This window comes from Rothia mucilaginosa (assembly GCF_019334805.1).
Classification (GTDB): Bacteria; Actinomycetota; Actinomycetes; order Actinomycetales; family Micrococcaceae; genus Rothia; species Rothia mucilaginosa_C.
In genome coordinates this window covers 481,166-502,743 of the sequence record NZ_CP079822.1, presented here as the reverse complement: position 1 = coordinate 502,743, position 21,578 = coordinate 481,166, and the positions used below count along the sequence as shown (strand labels likewise).

At 58.2% G+C, this 21,578-nt stretch carries 17 protein-coding genes; 11 read left to right on the top strand and 6 right to left on the bottom strand.

The features are described 5' to 3' along the window. Nucleotides 1–195: 195 nt before the first annotated feature. Nucleotides 196–585 (top strand): DUF1304 domain-containing protein, encoded by a 390-nt coding sequence (locus LPB405_RS01905; protein WP_219101721.1) that lies wholly within the window; start codon nucleotides 196–198, stop codon nucleotides 583–585. Nucleotides 586–721: 136 nt separating this feature from the next. Here LPB405_RS01905 and LPB405_RS01900 read toward each other — a convergent pair whose 3' ends face one another. Both LPB405_RS01900 and LPB405_RS01895 read right to left on the bottom strand, forming a co-directional pair. After that, nucleotides 722–1,510 (bottom strand): DNA-3-methyladenine glycosylase I, encoded by a 789-nt coding sequence (locus tag LPB405_RS01900; protein WP_219101720.1) that lies wholly within the window; start codon nucleotides 1,508–1,510, stop codon nucleotides 722–724. Between the two features lie 213 nt (nucleotides 1,511–1,723). Continuing rightward, nucleotides 1,724–2,335, bottom strand: a complete 612-nt coding sequence (locus LPB405_RS01895; RefSeq protein WP_219101719.1) for a methylated-DNA--[protein]-cysteine S-methyltransferase — start codon at nucleotides 2,333–2,335, stop codon at nucleotides 1,724–1,726. A gap of 313 nt (nucleotides 2,336–2,648) precedes the next feature. Here LPB405_RS01895 and LPB405_RS01890 point away from each other — a divergent pair, with 313 nt between their 5' ends. Continuing rightward, nucleotides 2,649–3,254: a hypothetical protein gene (locus LPB405_RS01890; RefSeq protein ID WP_219101718.1), complete on the top strand. Its 606-nt coding sequence runs from the start codon at nucleotides 2,649–2,651 to the stop codon at nucleotides 3,252–3,254. 107 nt (nucleotides 3,255–3,361) lie between these two features. Here the strand turns inward: LPB405_RS01890 and LPB405_RS01885 are convergent, their stop codons facing one another. Next, the gene (locus tag LPB405_RS01885; protein WP_257604950.1) at nucleotides 3,362–3,676 is read right to left on the bottom strand and encodes an N-acyl-D-glutamate deacylase; all 315 of its coding nucleotides are present in this window, start codon (nucleotides 3,674–3,676) and stop codon (nucleotides 3,362–3,364) included. Nucleotides 3,677–4,026: 350 nt separating this feature from the next. Between LPB405_RS01885 and LPB405_RS01880 the strand changes: the two genes are divergently transcribed. The 7 genes from LPB405_RS01880 (at nucleotide 4,027) to grpE (ending at nucleotide 13,906) form a co-directional block, all read left to right on the top strand. Continuing rightward, a complete protein-coding gene (locus tag LPB405_RS01880; RefSeq protein WP_219101716.1) occupies nucleotides 4,027–6,207 on the top strand; it encodes a hypothetical protein in 2,181 nt (726 codons plus the stop codon). A gap of 97 nt (nucleotides 6,208–6,304) precedes the next feature. Continuing rightward, complete coding sequence (locus tag LPB405_RS01875) at nucleotides 6,305–6,928, top strand: hypothetical protein (RefSeq protein WP_219101715.1); 624 nt, start codon at nucleotides 6,305–6,307, stop codon at nucleotides 6,926–6,928. 84 nt (nucleotides 6,929–7,012) lie between these two features. Continuing rightward, nucleotides 7,013–8,575, top strand: coding sequence for an Hsp70 family protein (locus LPB405_RS01870; RefSeq protein WP_219101714.1), 1,563 nt, complete (start codon nucleotides 7,013–7,015; stop codon nucleotides 8,573–8,575). Between the two features lie 144 nt (nucleotides 8,576–8,719). Beyond that, complete coding sequence (locus tag LPB405_RS01865; RefSeq protein ID WP_219101713.1) at nucleotides 8,720–10,054, top strand: J domain-containing protein; 1,335 nt, start codon at nucleotides 8,720–8,722, stop codon at nucleotides 10,052–10,054. A 128-nt stretch (nucleotides 10,055–10,182) separates the two neighbouring features. Continuing rightward, nucleotides 10,183–11,733 carry an Hsp70 family protein gene (locus LPB405_RS01860; RefSeq protein ID WP_049362819.1) on the top strand — a complete coding sequence of 517 codons (1,551 nt, stop codon included), beginning with the start codon at nucleotides 10,183–10,185 and terminating at the stop codon, nucleotides 11,731–11,733. Between the two features lie 54 nt (nucleotides 11,734–11,787). Next, nucleotides 11,788–13,038: a tetratricopeptide repeat protein gene (locus LPB405_RS01855; protein ID WP_219101712.1), complete on the top strand. Its 1,251-nt coding sequence runs from the start codon at nucleotides 11,788–11,790 to the stop codon at nucleotides 13,036–13,038. Between the two features lie 118 nt (nucleotides 13,039–13,156). Continuing rightward, nucleotides 13,157–13,906, top strand: a complete 750-nt coding sequence (gene grpE / locus LPB405_RS01850) for a nucleotide exchange factor GrpE (RefSeq protein ID WP_219101711.1) — start codon at nucleotides 13,157–13,159, stop codon at nucleotides 13,904–13,906. A 426-nt stretch (nucleotides 13,907–14,332) separates the two neighbouring features. Here the strand turns inward: grpE and glpK are convergent, their stop codons facing one another. From glpK to LPB405_RS01835, 3 genes are all read right to left on the bottom strand, one after another. After that, nucleotides 14,333–15,889 carry a glycerol kinase GlpK gene (gene glpK, locus LPB405_RS01845; protein ID WP_219101710.1) on the bottom strand — a complete coding sequence of 519 codons (1,557 nt, stop codon included), beginning with the start codon at nucleotides 15,887–15,889 and terminating at the stop codon, nucleotides 14,333–14,335. A 44-nt stretch (nucleotides 15,890–15,933) separates the two neighbouring features. After that, nucleotides 15,934–16,731, bottom strand: coding sequence for an MIP/aquaporin family protein (locus LPB405_RS01840; protein WP_219101709.1), 798 nt, complete (start codon nucleotides 16,729–16,731; stop codon nucleotides 15,934–15,936). A 343-nt stretch (nucleotides 16,732–17,074) separates the two neighbouring features. Next, nucleotides 17,075–18,820: a glycerol-3-phosphate dehydrogenase/oxidase gene (locus LPB405_RS01835; RefSeq protein ID WP_219101708.1), complete on the bottom strand. Its 1,746-nt coding sequence runs from the start codon at nucleotides 18,818–18,820 to the stop codon at nucleotides 17,075–17,077. A 123-nt stretch (nucleotides 18,821–18,943) separates the two neighbouring features. On the opposite strand from LPB405_RS01835, the gene LPB405_RS01830 reads away from it, so the two are divergent. Continuing rightward, nucleotides 18,944–19,891, top strand: coding sequence for a sugar-binding transcriptional regulator (locus LPB405_RS01830; protein WP_219101707.1), 948 nt, complete (start codon nucleotides 18,944–18,946; stop codon nucleotides 19,889–19,891). 307 nt (nucleotides 19,892–20,198) lie between these two features. Continuing rightward, complete coding sequence (locus LPB405_RS01825) at nucleotides 20,199–21,575, top strand: 6-pyruvoyl tetrahydrobiopterin synthase (protein ID WP_219101706.1); 1,377 nt, start codon at nucleotides 20,199–20,201, stop codon at nucleotides 21,573–21,575. The last annotated feature ends 3 nt before the right edge of the window (nucleotides 21,576–21,578 follow it).

Below are 21,578 nucleotides of genomic sequence, written 5' to 3'. Positions count from 1 at the left end.
ACCCTGCAATTTTCTCTGCAGACGACGAATCGAGGGGTTCTACGCATATTCAGGGAAGTTCCGATAAGCCCGGAAGAAGCGTAGAATTACTTCTTGTGCTTGCTCCTGCATGATTCTGAACATCACCACAGGTTGTGCTCCAGAATAAAGAACGGGCAGGTGCCTCATAGAACACCTACTGCTTAAGGAGAAATAATGCAGGCACTCGCAACGGTCACCACCGTTTTTGCCTTCGTAGCAATCGCTATTCACGTGTACATCTGGATCATCGAATCCTTCCTCTGGACTAAGCCCAAGGGCCGCGAAACCTTCGGCATGACCGAAGAATTCGCCGAATCCACCAAGGAGATGGCAGCAAACCAGGGCCTGTACAACCTGATGCTCGCCTGGATTGCCGCAACCGGTCTACTTGCCTTCTGGTTCGGCTCCCCGCAGGTCGGCGTGGCACTCATGTTCGCAGGCCTGGGCTCTATGGCAATCGCAGGTATCTACCTGTTCCTCACCTCCCCGGCAAAGCGCAAGCCCGCGCTAATCCAGCTGACCCCGCCGCTGCTGGCGCTGATTTTCCTCTTCGTGATGATCTAACCCTGTGACGATCTAATTCAGAGCGGAACATCTCAACGTATAGAAGCCGCGTGCTTACTTCTACGAAGTGGCGCGCGGCTTTTCTATGCTCTTGGGTGCGAGCACGCCGAGCGAGGGGAGCTTAGGGCGAGGGGTCTTAGGTAAAGAGCCCCGAACAGCCGCGCCGATGCGAACCCACCAGGTGAGCGTCCACCATGCCGACCGCACACATGAGCGCATACGCGGTCACCGGGCCCAGGAATACCCCGCCCAGAGCTTTAAAAGACTTGGCGAGGAGCGCGGACTCGGGCGTATCGGTAGGAATATCCTGCAGGGTATGCGGCGCGATAGTATTGCTCGGCGCGAAAGACCACAGCCACGCGGGCAAGCCAGCCGGTACGCGTGTTCCGTCGCTGAGGGTGCGCTCGCGCATCCGTTCCAGATCCTCGAAGCTCAGGGTGCGAACCCGACGGCGGCGAGTGTCTGCCGCCTCGCTGCTATCCTCTTTGGCCGGGGTAGAAGAGGGCGCGATAAGGGGAAGACGAATATCCTCCGTGGAGGCGTCACGGGGCGTTGCGGCAAGCTCGCGCATCCGCAGGGTCAGCCGTGCATTGGAGATGACCGCGCGAATCTTCCGCTCGTTACGGATAATGTCTTCGTTCTGGAGGAGTCTCGCAACATCCTGGTCGGTGAACGCAGCCACGCGTTCGGGATCGAAGCCTTCAAAAGCGTGACGAAATGCCTCGCGGCGGGCAAGAATCGTTCGCCAAGAGAGTCCCACCTGAAAAGCCTCGAGGCTCAGGGCTTCGAAGAGTCCCCGCTCATCGGTGACGGGCATGCCCCATTCGGTGTCGTAGTAGTCGCGCAGAAGCTCATCGGTCACCCACGTGGGGTAGTTCGGGGTGTTTTCGAGGGGCTTGGCGGGAATGTTAGGTTGCGAGGTCACGGTTTCTCCTCTCTGAGATTGCTGAGCCGATCCGAGTGTTTCGGAATCATGTTCTACTTAAACAGTAGCTCTTCTATGATTGAGTCGCAACTATATTCGATTTTGTGTCGTGTTGCAGAGCATCGAAACCGAAAACAGGTACGAAAAAGGGCGGGATACGCATCCGATGCATACCCTATCCCGTCATGAGCTTCGAAGACTAGCCGGCAGGCGCTAGAAGAGCCGCGCCTCCCGCACCTCTTCCGGCTCCTCCAAATCAAGGAGGAATTGTTTACGCTCAACACCGCCGGCATAACCGGTGAGGCTTCCATCGGCACCAATAACGCGGTGACAAGGAATCATAATGGAAATTTTGTTACGGCCAACCGCCTGACCCACCGCCTGCGCGGGGGCACCGGGGCCGACCGCTCGCGAAATATCACCGTAGGTCGTGGTGTACCCAGCAGGAACAGTCTTCAGATGCTCCCATACAATCAGCTGAAAATCGGTGCCTTCAGGGTCTAACGGCAATGTAAAAGAAGTGCGCTTGCGCTCAAAGTACTCAGAGAGCTCTACCTCAGCACGCGACAGCAGCTGCGCCGCAGCATACTCATCGGCTGGCTCTTCACCTTCTGCAGCGCCGTGCTCCCGCAGGTAGGCTCCGGGATTCTCGATGAGTCCACCGAGCTCATGGGGGAGCGGAAAATGTGCCTGATCCTCGTACCAGATGCCAACAATCGCGTTCGCGCGGGCGGCGATATAGAGCACGCCGACGGGGCTCGAGTAGCGAGTGTACCAGCGCGTGAGCGCTTCCGGCGGCTGCGGCGAATCGGTCGCTTTGGTCATGCTCTTCCTCGTAGGCTCGTGGGTGTGTACTGCCGATGGTGCAAAGGGCAAATACCCCTTTCAACCATCATAGGGGAGGGGTGCCTCCGTACCGTACCTGTAGCGGGTTTTGTCTATAACTGACCGGTATATATGAGATGTATGCACCGCTGTTGAAACATCTCAAGACGCCCCGTCAATTTTGCCTGAGCCCCAAGAGCTGGCATTCTGTGAAGTACACACCGATACACCGCAATTCAATACTCCGGCTTCTCCACCCCGCAGCGGGTAGGGGATGGCCTGTGTTTCTCGTACCCCAACGATGGGTTCAACGATGACTGAAATTGCAAGGAGAAACATGGAAGATCTGAAAGACATCCGCCGGCAACTCAAAGAAAACCCGGAGAGCCGAGAGCTTAATAACCGTTACGCGCAGGCGTGCCTCGACATCGCGAAAGAATATACCGTTACGTCCCAGGGACATATCTTTATTTGCTCGCCCTCAGATTTAGAAGCCGTACGGTACGTCATGGCCAAGATCCCTAACGCTTCGCTTCTAGACGGCGAAACCTTAGAGGAATACAAACGTCTGAAGAGAGCCGTCACCCAAGCCCGTATGAATAGAGGCAGGCCCGGTAGCATGATGGGCATTTACTATGCCCTCATCCTTTTTATAGTGATGCCTATAATGGCGGTACCAATCCTTGCGCTGTGGGAACTCACCGCGGGGAGCACCTCAGACCACACCCGGGACCCGAGAGCCCTCATTTACCTGATTCCTGTCGCTCTCATTACCGCTGCGCTCCTCTGGGTTGGGTGGCTTGTTGAGCGAATCCCCGGCTGGAAATATAACGCTCTGATCGTCGAAGAGAACAAAAGACTAGAACTAGCCAGAGCCGAAGCTGAAGCGCAGCGGAGCACTGACTCAAACCAGAAATAATCTTGAGTGTAGGGTCGGACTCTGAACCGCGATTTTAATGCAAACGTGCCGCCTCACCGGTACCGGTGAGGCGGCACATTTATGCTGTCTAGGGGATGGCAGGCACGCTACTTAGCAGCTGCTCCGTTGGGATTGCCCTCCGTGTGGTGAAGGTGCGGCAGGTGGGTCGAGTGCAGGTCGTGACCGAGCACATCGTGTGCGTCCGGGTCCTCGCTCGGGAGCACGTGCGAGTACTTGGAGTAGTAGCGGTACAGCGCGTAGGCGCCAATCACAGTCAGTACGATAGCAACGCCCAGAGCCCACGGTACAGCTGCGGGAGAATACATGACAGAGAAGAGCACCAACAGCCAGGAGAGAGCAGCTGCAAGAACCGAAACGTTCATAGCAATAATTGCAAGCTTGCGGCGACGGACATCAACCATAATCGGTGCGGGAAACCCGCTCCCTCCTTCCAACGGAGCCTCTCTCCGTTCTCACGACCACCGGAAGGTGCCAGATGCATAACCAACCGCCATCTTCGGCGACCAGAATAGAATCAATAAGCCTATATATCTATGATACGGCGCTTGAAGTGGACATCAAAGGCAAACAAACGCTGTTAGACCAACCCCACACAACATGTGAATAACTGTCTCAGCAGAGGAGTAGATGACGATACAGGTCACTCGGTGAAGATGACCTGTGGCATGATTAAGACACTGAACACAACCACACCCATACGACATATGATGATGCCAGCGACGGTACCGTCATAATGAGGAGAGCCATCGAGATGACGACTTTCACCGGCGATTGGGGGAGCGCTGAGCGCGTTTCTGCTTACTTCCGTGACCGATACCGTGCCCACGATCAATGCGGAACCCTTGAACTTAACAACCCGCACGCTGCCAAGAACGCTTACGCGGCTCTTTTCCTGGGACTGAACGACTCAGCAGGGCAACCGACGAACGCCTCTCTCGCCGTGGAGGCGCTACACCTGAGCGCCTCCGAATGCCGGACCGTAGACTTGGGGTTTGATTTTTCCCCCTTCTACTCGGTACCTCCTCTGAACCCTCCCGTATGTCACCTGGTGATGGGAGCAGACTTTGGTCCTGTCAATCAGAAGTACGCGCTATCCAGCCTGTACGGAACACCTCGACTGTACCTGGTAACCGGTGACGCACCGGATAAGAACCCCCAGGGGTTCTACGCCAAGCTCGCCCTTTTTGCTTCGAAACTGCGCGCCGCCGAAACTTGGAACCGTACTAAGGTGTACGTGCTGGCCTCCCACTTTACCGGGGTAGCCAATGAGAAGCTGGGGCCCGGCTACGAATCATTCACCACCTATTCTGTGCCGATGAAGGGCGCGCCCGGCACCGCTAAGGGGCAGCGTGAAGAGATCGTTAACCTCAGCCTGCACAGCTCGTTCAAGCCCCGCGTCTTCTGGAAGGATCACTCGGCTTTTCCCGCAGATGGCCGCGGTAAAACCCCCTGCATTGAAGGCAACGAGCTCATCAAATCCACCCCGGAAATCGGTTCCTCTCTGAGCGCTGAGGAAATCGCTGAGGTATTTGGGAATAAGAGCACCCTGAATGTCTATATCTACCGCATTAGTGTTCCGCAGATTTTGGGTATGGGACCTCACGTCTGGGGTGCATCGCACATGCTGTGGATTTTGACGAACCACCTGCGTGAAACGGAGTATTTCCCCTTCGGCGAAGAACTGCTGCAGGACATTCAGTCGGTTGAAGCGCTCTACCAAATGACCTACCAGATGTCTGCAGGAAGCCACGCTCTTACCACTTGGCAGACGAACCGTATTCAGGCGGCAGAAGAATATCCCCAGGTCGAAGAGCTACCGATTGATGTGGATGTCGTCCAAGGAATTATTTGGGATTTCGAACTAGCAACCCGCGTGGCAATCGAGTTCGAGGCATACGGCGAAATAGCGTACCGAACCTCAACCTTCTCGAAGGACCCGAACGCCCAATGGTACGAGGCCACCCGCAACCCCAATATTCAGGTAGACATCAAAAACGCGGCTGAGGACGAAGCATCCGCTTCCGAGAACATGGAACAGGAGATGAACTCACAGCAGATGGTCCAGGAACTGGCTGAAGGAGCCGAATGCACCGTTGTATTTGGCGTGTACCCCGGTCTGGTGGATTACCGTCGCGGCCCGAAGGACAGCCGCTGGACGAACTGCCAGCCTCTGCGTACCGTCGCCCTCATGGCGCCTGAGGAACGCTCCTTCCGTGTTGACCAGATGAATAAGGCACTCTACGAGAGTGACGAAGCTTTGGAAATGCGAATTCGGCACATGCTCCTGCCCGGTGAGGAGGGGGTAACCCCTGACCATCACCTCGTGCTTGTTTACGGGCAGGTGCCTGATATCCAGCGGGACGAAGCCCTCAACAGCCTGTTGACGCAACTTAGCGCGTACAACCCGAAGGTTATCATTCTTGAGACCGGCGCGCTGGACTACGACGAACGATACGAGCAGACCCCCTGCTCGACCGCAACCTACCGCACCGACGGCAAGCTCTACGAGCAGCCAATCCCTCTCTCGGAGTATTACCGTCGATGCGTAGAATGCGAACCCGGCGCGCCCTACGATGTATCGCATCCGGCAAAATTCCAGAGCGGTACGTTCGACCATGAGGTCGCTGAGCAGACCGAGAACCTCGCCTTCACCATTCATTACGAATGGGGACTGCCGGTGACGGTACTCCGCGTGGGCTACGCATTGCCCTACCTCTACAAGACGGAAGGCACCATGCTTATTTCTCAGGCAGTCCTTCGCCGCCTGGAAGAGCAGCTACCTACTCCCATCTTCGGCTCGCGTGAACGTGAAGTCATTGACGCAATGGTGCTCGACCAGTACCGAGCATTTGAAGAAAAGATGGAAACCGACCCGGATGCACGTGACGCTCTGACGAAGGCCCGCCGCGGGGTACTACCCTGGGGCGCGTAACCGTTTGCCAGCCGTACCGTTTGCCAGTCGTAGAGCCCGGCACACTAGCCGGGCTCTACGGGAGCCCTTACAGGAAGGCTCGCAGGAAGGAAGAACAATGAACGTTGACAACAAGAAGAAGCAGCCTCGCCGTGGCGTGGGTGCCACGCTGGCCATTACTCTAGCCTGCCTGCTGACCGGATGCGGAAACATCTGGGGGTACACACACCCCGATGGTAGCGGCGGAGGATTCGTAGAGAACCTATTCCGGGGCATCCAGCTCAGCTCCTCGAGCACCCCCAAGAAGGGGAAAATCCCTGCCGATGCATACCCCGGAGCAGGGGAGAAGCGCATCCCCTCCGGTGCTGTTGAGCTGCTTTCTTCAACGACCCGTAACGGGCTGACCGCTCCGATTTTCCGCTCTCCGACAGGCAATATTATTTGCCAGAATATCGACGGAAAATTTGGGTGTGGAATCGTGAACTACTACGACGATAAGCCCTACGGAGTAGCAGCCGATGGCGAGCCCCTCTGGTGGATCGATTTCACCGCAGAAGAAGCACGCCTGACCTCTCACGAAACCCCTGAAACCTTTACCCAGACTGACGCTGTGCTGCTGTATAACACCAGCGTGTACAGCGGGAACATTGTCTGTGGCGCGACGGAAAAGGGCGTGACCTGCTGGGACTACACAACTGGTCACGGTGCGTTCATGAATAGGGACTCATATACGACCTTCTAAACCTATACGGAGCCAACCTATACGGAGCCTCAGAGATGCGGCGTTCCGTGAAAAACACTACTCGACGAGGGATGGAGAAAAACGATGGGAATTGCCATCGGAATTGACCTGGGCACAACCAACTCCGCTGCTGCTGTGGTGGATCCCACCGGCGTGCCGCGGATTGTGCGAAACCGCGATGGGGCAAATACGACCCCCTCTGTAGTCCTGCTGCAGGACTACGGTGCTGGTGACGAGCCCCTGATTGGCGTTCAAGCAAAGCAACACGCAAGCCGTGTTGGTTCAGATGTCGCTCAGCACGTTAAGCGGTATATGGGCGAGTCCAGCTGGCGTTTCGACTCGGCTACGGGTTCCAGCTACACCTCGGAGGAAATCTCCGCAATGATTCTGCGTCGTTTGAAAGAAGACGTCGAGATGCAGATGAATGTCCCCGTCACGGACGCGGTAATCACCGTGCCTGCATACTTTGACGATGCACGCCGCCTAGCGACCCGCCACGCCGGCGAAATTGCTGGGCTCAACGTGCTGGGCGTGCTGAACGAGCCCACGGCTGCGGCGCTCGCCTACGGTGTCTCTACCAGGGGTAACACCCACGAGACTGTCCTGGTGTACGATCTGGGCGGCGGCACCTTTGACGTGACCATCCTGAACGTTTCAGGCGGTGATTTCACGGTTCTGGCGACGGACGGTGACCGCCGACTGGGCGGTTATGACTTCGACAGCGAACTGCAGCTCATGATTGATGAGCGGGTCCGTTCACAGGGAGGCCCCAGCTGCCTCGACGACCTGAACACTCTTAACGTGGTGCGTGAGCAGGCGGAACAGGTGAAGAAGACCCTGTCTTCGGCACCAACTGCTACCGTGCAGATTGTTGCCGGGAACGCCTCGTACCGCGTCACTATTGAACGAGCTGAGTTTGAACGACGCATTGAGCGTCTTCTGCGCCGTACGCGTGACCTGGTCATCGACACTCTGGAATCAGCGCGTCTGAACTGGTCAGATATCTCCCGGGTGCTTCTGGTCGGTGGATCTACCCGTGTTCCTGCCGTGCGCGCAATGCTCAAGACCCTGAGCGGAAAAGAACCTGACACGAGCATCAACCCCGATGAAGCTGTGGCCCTCGGAGCCGCGGTACAGGCGGCACTTCTGGCGCCGGAAAGCCAGGAGACCGTCGGATACCTCGGCGGACGCTCAGCAGTCGAAGGCTACATCGGTGCTCCGGTGCGTGTGCAGGACGTGACAAGTCAGGGACTGGGTGTGCTGGTGTTGGATGAAGACGATAAGGAAGAATTCAACAGCATTATCATTCCCCGTAATACTCCCTTGCCTGCGAGTGAGACGACAACCGTAAAGACTGTGTGCGATTACCAGAGCGAGGTTGAAATCCGTGTCACTCAAGGTGATGACAAGGATCCGGATTTTGTCACTCTCGTAGGTGAAGCAACCCTTCGCATGCCGCCTTATCCCAAGGGCGCACCGCTATCCATCACCTACAGCTACGATCGTGATCAGATTATCCAAGCGGAGGTGAAGGACTTGACCTCCGGCATTCTTCTGGGCACGTTCAGCATCGAGCGAGTGTCCAATTTGAAGGAAGCTCAGGTGGAGGAATCGAAGAAACGCATTGGGGGCATGACCATCATGTAGGTGACGGGTAGCCACATACCTGTCGGGGCGGAAGAACAACCCTATAGCTTGAGGCTCGGTACCGGGCCTCAAGCACCCCTACATAAACCGTCCGTAAAACGTCTACGAAGACCGACGAGAAAGCGATGAGGACTAGCTATCGTCATGCAGAATTACTACGAAATCCTGGAGATTGAACCGAACGCAACCGAAGCACAGGTGCGTGAGGCAATCGTTCAGAAGCGTCGTTCTGCCCGGGCACGCGCGAATCACCCGAACGCAGAAAAGCGTCACGAGAGCGAACGACTGATGCAGCTGATTGCTGAGGCAGAGAAGCATCTGCTGGATCAGCAGTCTCGTGCGGCCTACGACGCGAATCTTCAGAGCTCCCCGGCAGCTTCCGCCGGTGGAAGTGCAGGGGCTGAACAAACTGTACCTGTTCAGCCGAATGAGGACCTGCAACGGCAGACCCTTGATGCTCAGCAACAGGCCGAGCAGATGCGGCGTGAGATGGAACGTTTGCGGCAGGAGATGCGCCGCAAGGAGCAAGAGCACGAGCGGGAGCTAGAGCGTTTGCGTCAGCGTGTGCCTGACGCGCCGGATGCGCCGCATCCTTCGGCGACGACGCCTCCGACTCAAGCTGTTCCTAACCAGCCTCCGGTTGCCCCTACTGCACCTGAGCCTTCTCAGCAGCGTCAGAAGCCTGAAAAGCCGAAGAAGCGTAAGGCGCCTCGAAAGAAGCAGAGGCCGAAGAAAGAAGCTCCGGCTCAACGTACCCCCGCTCCGAACGAGCCCTGGAGGATCCCGTACCGCATCCTTCCTCAGCTCGAGAGGCGGGACTCGGACCCCCAGCAGCTGGAAGCAGCACAGGCGATAGTGCAGCAGGCCGGGGCGGGGCATACCCGAGAGGCGATACGTGAAGCGCGTGAAGAGTACAAGTCCGGTCGCCGTGACGCGGCGATCGTTCAGGCGTACGCATGGGCTCTGCTGTACGACGTCTATCGTTGCACGTACGGCGGTTTTGCCGGGCCCAACCCGTACGCTGCATCGCGCTCGCCGCTGGGCCTGCTGGTGAGTTCCGCCCAGGTTCGTTTAGCCCAGTTGCGTTTGTCCCAGCTGAAGAGGTTGCCTCTGAACGGTTTTGCTGAACTTGAGCAGGCTGTTCAGGAGATTCGTGGAGCTGTAGCTGCCGCCCGACGACGCAGAAGCCGCCTGACCCTCATGGGGGCTATGGTCACTCTTTTCCTTGCGAATTACCTTTTCCTTCCGCAGCTTGTGGAGCTACTTGGTTTGAGCGCAATTCCGGCTGACATCGCGGTATCTGTGTGGATCAAGGACCTTGTACAGGTCATCTTGTTCCCGTACGTATTCATGGCGGCGGCCTTCCCCGCCCGATGGGCTGATGACCGGTCCTTCGTGAAGCGTGCGAAGAAGAACTCTCCGTTGGCGCCTCCTGTGCCGTGGTGGTACGGGCTGAAACGAGCCGAACCGTTGACGTAGCCCTGAAACGGTATTGCGACGCCGTAGCGCGGACGCCGGCTATCGCAGACATAACCAGAAACGCTAACTCACATATACATCTGCGGTATTTTGCCGCAGCAAGCATACGACTAGAAAGAGAATGACTTATGGGTATTTCAATTGGTATTGACCTGGGAACCACGAACTCTGCAGTTTCGGTGGTTCGTCCTACGGGTGTGCCTGAGGTGCTTCGCAACAAAGAAGGCGACACCGTCACCCCCTCCGTGGTGCTTTTCCAGTCCTTCGGCGGCGCGGATGAGCCTCTGGTTGGCGAGCAGGCGAAGCGCCAGGCAGCAGCGTTCCCCGAGGACATTGTCCAGTACGTCAAGCGTTTTATTGGCGACCCGACCTGGCGTTTTGATGCTTCTTCGGGTACCCAGTACACCGCTGAGGAAGTTTCTGCAATTATCCTGAAGCGTCTGAAGGAAGACGCTGAGCTTGCCCTGGGCGAAGAGGTAACCGACGCCGTCATCACCGTGCCCGCTTATTTTGATGATGCACGTCGTACCGCTACCGCCCACGCGGGTCAGATTGCTGGCCTGAATGTTTTGCGTGTGCTGAACGAGCCGACCGCTGCAGCCCTGTCGTACGGTGTGGAAGCTGACGCCAACGGCACCGTGCTGGTGTACGACCTGGGCGGTGGCACTTTTGACGTCACTATTTTGAAGATTAGCGGCACCGAATTTGAGGTTCTGGCTACTGACGGTGACCGTAACCTGGGTGGTTTCGATTTCGATAACGCCCTGATGGAGTACCTGAATAAGCGTCTGATGGAGCAGGGCGCTCCGGACGCGCTGGAAGACCCGTCCCTCACCGCTGCGCTGCGTGAGAAGGCTGAGTTTGCGAAGAAGGCGCTGTCGACTGTTCCGAAGACGAATGTGCAGTTCTCTGCTGAGGGCCAGCACTACCGTGTGCCGCTGACTCGTGAGGAGTTTGAGGAGTGCACGGTCAGCCTGCTGAACCGTACCCAGGAGGTTCTCGAGGACGTTCTGAGCGCGGCGAAGCTGACCTGGGCTGATATCGATAAGGTGCTGCTGGTGGGCGGCTCGACTCGCATGCCTGCGGTTCGAACCCTGGTGGAGAGTATCTCCGGTAAGACCCCTGAGCTCGATATCAACCCTGATGAGGCGGTCGCTCTCGGCGCTGCAGTTCAGGCAACCCTGGCTGGCGACGTGGAGGTCAGCACGGAGCAGGTTGGCTCCAAGGCTACCGTGGAGGGCTTCCTGGGCGGTAGCGTCAAGATTAGCGACGTGACCAGCCAGGCGCTGGGCATTATCCTCTACAACGCCGACGGTTCGACTTTTAACCATGTGGTGATTCCGCGTAACACCAAGGTTCCCTGCACCCACGAACAGAACACCCGAACCCTGCTCGACGGCCAGAACGCCCTGGACATTAAGGTCACTCAGGGCGAGGAACGCGACCCCGAGCTGGTGACCGTTGTTGGTACCGGTGAGCTTTCCCTGCCCGCCTACCCGAAGGGTGCGCCGCTGAAGGTCATCTACGCCTACGACGTGGACCAGACGGTTCGTGTTGAGGTGATTGACCTGACCGCGAATGCTTCTCTCGGCTCTTTCAATATTGAGCGTGTGGCTAACCTGCGACCCGAAGAAGTGCAGGAGGCGCAGCGCAAGATCGGCGGCATGGAGGTGAACTAGCCTCCCGCTACCCATTACCACCGGTGATGAAACACCGGTGAGATATGAGCACCTATGACTACTGAGAATTTTTATGAGGTTCTCGGCCTTCCACAAAACGCGACGGCTGAGGACGTGGAGAAAGCGTTGCGTGAGCAACGCAAACGGTACCGCCTCCTGACCAGCCACCCTGAACGCGCCAAGGCGCGTGAGGGTGAGGACCGCCTGGAGTTGCTTGACCGGGTTGAGCAGACTCTGCTGAATCCTTCTGCCCGTGCCTCTTATGATGAGTCGCTGAAGCGTCGAGGACCCGCACCCCGACCTTCTGCGGAGTATCGTTCTACGAGCGGAGATTCTAAAGAGGAACGTCTGCGCGCTGACATGCGCTATGCCTGGGAAAACGAGAACTGGAACTCTCTGGTAAAGTTCGCGCAGGCAATGCACAGGATTCGTCCCGACGACGTTGAAGCGTGGGAGAAACTGGCAGCGGCATACCTGTGGGGCGATTGGGACTATAACCGTCGCCGAGATGTCATGCACGCTATCTCGCAGGCACGCCGTTACGGTTCGGAACATGAGGAATTCCTCCTCATGATGGAGCGTAGCCTGGCTCAACGCGACGGAGACTACGAGCGCGTCATGGGGATCAACCGTCAGCTGATGGCTCTGAAACCGGAGGACACCGACTATATCAGCGACTTCATCATCAGTCGTTGGAATGTGGGACAGCACGCTGAAGCTTTGCAGGATGCGGATAACGCACTTGCCGCGTACCCCGATAACCCGCAGATGTTACGTCTGCACGCCATCATCCATATGGAGGAGGCAGACTCCCACGGCGTTATCTACAACGGGGTAACCATCATCAACTCGAAAGAGCAGGTGAAGGCGATTCGTTCGAGCCTGTCAAAGGTCCGGGACGCGTATCTGCTTCCCTACGATTTGCTGCTAAAGTACCGGAACATTGAAGAGAACATGCGTTTTGCCCGCCGCCGTCCCTTTACCTTCGGAAGGCTGGTGCGCTTTGTGGTTACGTTCTTTGCAGGGTCTCTGGTCCTGAGCGTCATCTGGGCGCTCCTGCAGGGGGCGATCCGCTCTTCAAACCAGGCTGCTTACGACACGATCAACGGATACATGACGCTGGTGACGTTCATCCTTCTTCCTCTCTTTGCTTTCTACACAGCCTTCCCGCCCTATTGGAAGACCAACCAGAGGGCTTTAACGGGGCAGGGGTATGACCCCACTCGAGCTGCAACGGGAATTCTGGGCGTCATCCTGATGATTTTCGGTATCTTCATCCGAAGCTTGAGCAGGCTGGGCCGCTAAGGAAAGCCGTCAAAGAACACAGGGGAGAGCGCCTATCTTCCTCATACTCCCGCTCTGTCAGCCGTAGCGGTTTCAGAGCGGGAGCACCCCACAATCATTGATAACTTTGAAAGGAGATGTGACCGTGTCAACGTATGATCCTCAGGACGCTGTCGTCCCTGAGCCTGAACTGTGGCCGGTTGGCGGCGAGGCTAAAGAACAGCCCCCGCACGAGGAAACGCATGAGGGGATGACAGCCACCGCTAAAGAGGAAACGCCTCAGCCTGCCTCACCTTTTGTGACTGAAGACTTTGAGGTGCGCGTCCTGGAGCAGCTCACCGAGCTCAACCAACGTTTTGCGCAGCGCATCGCCGAGGACGGCGCTAAGAACCAGCTTATTCGTTCTGTACAGGCAAGCCTGCAGGAACGTGACGAACGAGCATCCGGAGAGGCGTACCGTTCCCTCTTCCGCGATGTGCTCAACGCCCTGGACCGTCTGCTGAATCAGGACGCGAGTGCATCGCTGAGCGAGTCTGTTGCCGACGAGATCGTCAGTATTTTTGAGATTCGCGGACTGCAGCGCATCGACGCGGTGGGTAAGTTCGACCCGGCGATCCACGAGGTTTCGGGTGTGGTTCCTTCTGCGCCCGATTACCCTGCCGGTACTGTGGTATCGGTGGAGCGGGAAGGGTATATTCTGGGTGACCGGACTTTGCGTCCCGCTCGTGTGATTGTGGCGAGGGATATGCCGAATCGTCAGCCTGCCGCCTCTACTGGAGCGGCTACTAACCGCCCTCAGGATGCGGCTGAGAGCGGTACCGGAGGTAGCGGCGAGGACGACCGCACCATCCCGCTTCCGACGGTGCCGAACAGCCCCTCCGGTGTGTAGTTTTTGACGCGAGTAAACAGTTTGTGCCTGACCACGAAGGTCAGGCACAAACTGTTTAACCCTTATATAAGCCCGTCCGCCGCAGTTCTTCAGGAACCACGGCGGACGGTGATAGGAGCGTAAATAAGTATCAGCGCGAACCGTCGACTCCTGTCAGGACAGCGCATGAATATGTCGCGTACGCGTCCTGTGCGGTACTGACACCTCACGAACAACACCGCGCCAGGTGACCGGCGGAAGATACCGAATTTACAAAAACCAACGGTACCCCAGCACTAATTTTTGTAGAAATTACGCCGCAATAAACGTTGAATTGAGCGTCATAAAACAGCGAAAAGCCCCGGCTACCTCAACCCCACAGCGGGGGAGAAGCAGCCGAGGCTTCGTTAGTATGCTGGCCGTGCCGTTAGGCAACGGGTGCTGCGATTAGGAGGTCTGAACGTCCTCGTCAACCCACTCGAGGGTGCGGGAGACAGCCTTCTTCCACAGGCGGTACTGGCGGTCGACCTCTGCGGGCTCCATGGAGGGCAGCCAGCGCTTGTCCTCAGCCCAGTTGTCCACAACGTCCTGCTCGCCGCTCCAGAAACCAACAGCGATACCTGCAGCGTATGCTGCGCCCAGAGCGGTGGTCTCAACAACCTTCGGGCGGATTACGGGAACGCCGAGGATGTCAGCCTGGAACTGCATGAGGAACTCGTTGGCGGTCATGCCGCCGTCCACGCGCAACTCGGAGAGCTCAACACCGGAGTCAGCGTTCATTGCGTCCAGAACCTCGCGGGTCTGGAATGCGGTTGCTTCCAGCGCCGCACGCACGATGTGTGCACGGTTCACGTAGCGGGTCAGACCAACGATGACGCCGCGAGCGTCGGAACGCCAGTGAGGTGCGAACAGGCCGGAGAACGCGGGAACAACGTAGCAGCCACCGGAGTCCTTGACGGAGGTAGCCAGTTCCTCAGACTCTGCAGCGTTCTCGATCATGCGCAGGTTGTCGCGCAGCCACTGGATCAGGGAGCCGCTCATTGCGACCGAGCCTTCCAGAGCGTAGACGGGAGCTGCGTCGCCAATCTTGTACGCGACGGTGGTCAGCAGACCGTTGTCGGAGAAGACGGGCTCGTTGCCGGTGTTCATGAGCATGAAGTTACCGGTACCGTAGGTGTTCTTCGCCATGCCCTTCTCGAAGCAAGCCTGACCGAAGGTTGCAGCCTGCTGGTCGCCCAGAATACCCGCGATGGGGGTGCCGCTGAGCAGACCGGTGGGGCGACCGAAGCCGTACACCTCGGAGGAGGACTTGATCTCGGGCAGCATGCTCATGGGGATGCCCATGTCTGCAGCAATCTGCGGATCCCACTCGAGGGTGCGGATGTTCATCAGCAGGGTGCGGGATGCGTTGGTCACGTCGGTGACGTGAACGCCACCGTCAACACCACCGGTCAGGTTCCAGACCAGCCAGGTGTCGGTGTTGCCGAAGAGCAGGTCGCCGCGTTCTGCGCGCTCGCGTGCGCCTTCAACGTTGTCCAGGATCCACTTGATCTTGGGGCCGGAGAAGTAGGTGGAGAGGTTCAGGCCGACGATGTCGTGGTACTTGCCGACGCCCTCTTCGCCTGCGAGCTCTTCAACGATTTCCTGGGTGCGGGTGTCCTGCCAGACGATTGCGTTGTAGACGGGCTCACCGGTGTTCTTGTCCCACACGACGGTGGTTTCGCGCTGGTTGGTGATGCCGACTGCAGCGATTTCGTGGTGGTTGACTTCGCCGTTTGTCATAGCCATTGCTACGACCTTACGGACGTTCTGCCAAATCTCGGTTGCGTTGTGCTCGACCCAGCCTGCCTTGGGGAAGATCTGCTCGTGCTCGAGCTGACCGTGCGCTACGTTCTCGCCTGCCTTGTTGAACAGGATCGCGCGGGAGCTGGTGGTGCCCTGGTCGATGGAGAGGATGTACTTGCGCTCGACGTTGAGGGTTGCGGAGTGCAGAGAAGTCGTCATTGATTTTTCCTTAGAACAAAAGAACGGGGGGGTATTAGAGAGGTTTAGAGGGGCAGAACTGCCGGAACGATCAGGCCTGCGAGGATAGCGCCGATGATTGGGCCAACAACCGGAACCCATGCGTAAGACCAGTTGGAGCCGGTCTTACCGGGGATGGGCAGGAAGGTGTAGGCGATACGGGGGCCGAGGTCACGTGCGGGGTTGATAGCGCAACCGGTTGCGCCACCGAGGTTCATACTGATGGATACAACGACCAGGGCAACAGCCAGGGGGCCGAGCTCGCTGGGGGTCTTACCGGATGCGATGATCCAGCCAATCAGGACGAAGGTACCGATAATCTCGGTGATGACGTTCCAGCCGTAGGACTTGATGGCGGGGCCGGTTGCGAAGATGCCGAGGCGGTCGCCCGGGTCCTCATCGAAGTGCTTCTTGTAGGTGAGGTACGCTCCGGTTGCGCCGGCCATTGCGCCGAGCATCTGAGCGACGATGTACAGGGCAATGTTGCCGGGGGTTGCGGGAACGCCGGTTGCCAGGTCCTTGCCTGCGGTTGCCAGGCCAACGGTCACAGCGGGGTTCATGTGCGCACCGGAATGGAAGGAGAAGTACACGGCGGTGAACACTGCCAGACCCCATCCGAAGGAGATAACACCCCAGCCTGCGTCCTTAGCGTAGGACTTCTTGAGGGTCACTGCGGCACATACGCCGGCACCGAGCAGAATCATGATGAAGGTACCGAAGAACTCGGAAAGTACAAAACCAAGAGTGGTGGGGGCACCGGATGCATCCACGAGAGCGGAAGAGCCGGCTGCAAGTACAGTTCCTGCGGAAGTAAGAAGAGACATTGTTGCTCCTTGAAGACGAAGCGTCTGGAAGGCAAGCGAACCTTTGCTTGCGTATTCCCGTGCATCCTCACCGCACGGGCGGATCGGGGCACAACGCTGTGCTGAAATGTGTAGCGGTTGCTACGAAAAGTTGATGGATGTTCCTGGATGAGAAGCAGATCGTACCAGTGGGTTAACCCTGTATTTAGCTCGCTGCTTCTTATGCAGGGGATTATCGTAAACGGTTATTTAACCTCTCGTCCACCCCTCACCGAAAATATGAGATAATCCATGCTCGGTGAGGGGTGAACGGTCGGTTCGTACCGGATAACCGGTCACGAAAGGTGCGTGGAATCTCTACGGATTAGAGCTTCACACGGGGTGCCACGGGGGTGACAGCCTCAATCTTTGCCGATGCCTCAGTGTCGGTGGAGGTGGACTCCGCCTCGCGGATAGCCTGCACGCGTGCGGCGTAGAGGTCGAGTTCTTCCTTGACCTTCTTGTCGTCCCAGCCGAGCTCGGAGCGCAGAATCTCAAGGATTTCATCGGCGGCAGCCAGGCCGCGGTCGCGCTGCTCGAGGTCGAGGCGTACGCGGCGGACCAGTACATCCTCCAGGTGCAGGGCACCTTCGTAGCGGACAGCGAAGACGACATCTGCACGCAGGAACTGGGGTGCCTTAGCCAGGGGAGCACCGAGGGAGGGGTCAGCGTCGATGAGAGCGCCGAGGTCCTCAATCTGCGATCCGTAACGCTCGAGCAGGTGGGTGATACGGTCCTCATCCCAGCCGTAACGCTCTGCGTAGCGTGCACGGTTAGCAGCGATTGCGTGGTAGCCGTCAGCACCGACCAGGCCGATGGTTGCGGTCACGGAGGGGTTCTGCTTAGCCTGCTCGCCCAGTGCGAAGTCCACAGCGTCGGCAGCCATCACACGGTAGGTGGTGAGCTTGCCGCCTGCGATTGCGCTCATGCCGGGTGCAACCTCGGTCACGGTGTGCTCGCGGGAAACCTTGGTGGATGCTGCGCCGTCCTTGACCTTGGGCTGCAGCAGCGGGCGCAGACCGGTGTAGGTGCCGATGATGTCTTCGCGGGTCAGCGGGTTAGCGAGCAGCTTGTTAGCCTGCATCAGGACGTAGTCGATGTCCTTGCTGGTTGCGACGGGGCGCTCGCGGTCCTCGGTGTAGGGGGTGTCGGTGGTGCCGATGATCCAGTAACGCTGCCAGGGGATGATGAAGAGAACGGACTTCTCGGTCTTGGTGAAGATACCGCTGGTTGCGTTGATGCGGTCGCGGGGAACCACAATGTGGATACCCTTGGATGCGAGCACCTCCAGGCCGCCCTCGGGGTTGGCCAGGGACTCGGACTCTTCGGTCCACACGCCGGTTGCGTTGATGATGTGCTTTGCGCGCACGTTCAGGCGCTCGCCGGTCTCCAGGTCTGCCAGCTCTGCGCCGATGACGCGGCCGGATGCGTCCTTGGTGAAGCCGACAACCTGGGTGCGGGATGCAGCCAGTGCGCCGTAGCCTGCAGCGGTGCGGACGACGTCGATCACGAGGCGTGCGTCGTCAACGCGTGCATCGTAGAACTGGATTGCGCCGCTGAATGCGGAGTCCTTGATGTCGGGGAAGACGGTCTTGGTGCCGGTCTTGGTGAAGTGACGCTGGGAGGGGACGCCCTTGTTGCCGCGGGAACCGAGGAATGCGAGGGTGTCGTACATGCCGATGCCGATTGCGGAGTATGCGCGCTCGATGACGGGCATCTTCAGGGGCCACAGGAAGGGCTGTGCGTGCACCAGATGGGGTGCGATCTTGTTCAGCAGCAGGCCGCGCTCGGTCAGTGCTTCGGTCACGAGCTTGAAGTCGAGGTTGTAGAGGTAGCGCAGGCCGCCGTGAACGAGCTTGGAGGACCATGCGCTGGTGCCTGCAGCCCAGTCGCCTGCTTCGACGATACCGGTGCGCAGACCGCGGGTTGCTGCGTCGAGGGCAATGCCTGCACCGGTGATGCCGCCGCCGACGACCAAGATGTCGAGTTCTTCGTTGACCATGCTCTTGAGCGCCTTGGCGCGGGACTCGGCGGTCAGCTGAGACTGCTGTGCAATGTGCTGGGAGCTCATGTACTGCTCTTTCCTGTATTGCCGCTTGTGCGGCGTGGGGGTTTCATCTTGCATTTAGTAAAACCCAATGGTGAAATAATAACCAAGCAGTATGAACGGATTTTCACTGGGGGTCTGTGGCAGATGAACGAACGCGCTAACCATACCTATGAGGCAGCGCAGCTGTACTACATCCACAACATGACGATGGATGCTATCGCGGCTCGTCTGGGAGTCTCCCGCGCCACTGTATCGCGCCTCCTTAAAAGTGCTCGTGAAAGCGGCATGGTGCAGATCCGTCTAGATGATTCCTTCCGCGCCCGTAGCGAGCTTGAGCGCCGCATCGGTGAGCGCTATAAGGTGCGCGTTACCCTCGTGAATGTCCGTTCGGATGCCACCCCGATTGCTCGTATGAGCCAGGTGTCTCGCACCGCGGCGGCGCTACTTGATTCCCTGATTGACAATGGAACAAGCCTGGGTGTGGCGTGGGGTTCAACCATGACTGAGATTTCTCGTCATCTGCCGCGCCGCCCTCTGAAGGGTGTGACTGTCGTGCAGATGAATGGTGCCGGTAATGCGCACCATTCGGGTATTCCGTACCTGGGCTCTCTGCTGGGGCAGCTGGTGAATGCTTATGATGCGCAGGCGATTCACTTCCCGGTTCCCGCGTTCTTTGACTACGCGGAGACGAAGACTGCCATGTGGCGTGAGCGTAGCGTGCAGAGGAATCTGCATGCCCAGCAGAATGTTGACCTCGCTATTTTTGGTGTGGGTGCTTTTGGCGGACCTATTCCTTCTCACGTGTATTCGGGTGGTTATTTTGAGGTGCAGGAGCAGCGTCAGTTGCGTGAGTTGGGTGTGGTGGGGGATATGTGCACGATTCTTCTGCGTGAGGACGGCTCGTGGGCTGATCTTGAGTTGAATAAGCGTGCGTCCGGTCCGACTCCGAAGGAGCTGGCTCGTATTCCGCGCCGTATTTGCGTTGCGTCCGGTACTCACCGTGTGCGTGCTTTGCGTGGTGCGTTGCGTACGGGTGCGATTACCGATTTGGTTCTTGATGATGCGCTGGCAAAGGCGCTCATGGAGAAGTAGCTGAAATAATTGCCGCGGGCATGAGGTCCGCGGGCATGAGGTTAGCGGGCATGAGGTCCGTGGTTATGGGTTAAAGGGCGCCTTGAATCTGGAAGGGTGAATCTGAAAGGGTAGTGCTGAGGGCTTTCTGGGTGAAGCTCTCTGGATGAAGCTCTCAAGCGCCGCCTGAAGGATGTTTCAAGGTGCCCTTTAGTGTCGTCAAAAACTGCTTTCTGACCCTACAATGTGAAACGTTTGCGCATGTGAAAGCGCATATTAGTGCACTCCTTTGAAGGTGTGCGCCACTCACCGTTAGAAAGAACCAACCATGACCCCCACCTATAACGCCCAGGCGAATCCGCACCTGGGCGCACCCGGCATTACCACGATGCACGGTGATGCCCAGTCTTCCGACGCTACTCCTCTTGCCGGCCCCGGAGCAGGCAATTGGAAGATTACCGGCACGAAGCTCGGCGGCGCCTGCCCGACGATTCTTGCCGGACGCGACGGCTTCATTCAGGTGCTCTGCACCCAGGTCTTCGCCCACGGCGAGTTCATCACCCCGAAGCTCTCTATCCTTGATCCGCATACCGGTCGTGAACTTTCGCACCTGGACATTCCGAAGGGTGCACTGCTCGGTGGCGTGTACGCCTACCTTGACGCGCAGGACCGCATGGTTCTGGTGGATGGTTCGCAGTGTCTGTTGAAGCTGGGGCACTCGAGCGACGGTCGCACTATTCGCGTGGAGGATCGCATCGACCTGAGCCGCATGCTGGCCCAGAGCGCCAACGACGCTGTGGTTGGTCTGGTGCCCGACTGGTCCGGTCGCATTTGGGTTGCGACGAAGAACGGCTACATCGCGGTGATTGATTCTGCCCGCGGCACGATTCGCTCGATGCGTCTGAACAAGGCGTCGATTGCAGGCGAGCGTATTGACAACTCGATTTCGGCGTGCCCGCAGGGTGTGAGCGTAGTGACCTCCCACGCTATTTATATGCTGAACGCTACCGCAACCGGTGCGCCCACCCTCAAGTGGTGGCATGCGTACGATCGAGGTAGCGCCCGCAAGCCCGGTAAGCTCGCGTGGGGTTCGGGTGCCTCCCCGACGTTCTTTGGCCCGAACGGTTCGGATTACGTGATGCTGACCGATAACTCTGATATTCAGGAGTCGGTCATTGTGTACCGCACCGATAACGGTGCGAAGGTCGGTAGCGCCGGCCTGTTTACTGCCGGTACCTCTGGCACTGAGAATTCTATGATCGGTGTGGGTAACACGATGGTCGGTGCAAGCACCTACGGCTACCCTTACCCGAAGTACCCGGAGGGTGCCGGCCCGTCGGTTCCTGCGAATGCGCTTTTTGCTCCCGGTATGGAGCGTTGGGATATTACCGACCGCGGTCTGCGTAAGATTTGGGACCGTAAGGATGTGTACTCTTCGGCTGTTCCTCGCTATTCCGCTGCTGACGGCCTGATTTATACCTGTGAGCGTCGCCGCGGCCCGGCTGGTTTGGCGAATGGTGCTTACGCGTGGGCTGTCGCGCTAGACATGGAAACCGGTAAGACGATGCACGAGCAGCGCCTGCCTCAGCATGTGAGCCTGCTGCTTGGCGGTGGTGACACCCTGCAGATGGTGGGCACGATTGACCGTTACGGCACCTGGTGGCAGGGCACAATTAGCGGCGTGTACCGTATCGCGAAGGCTTAGAGG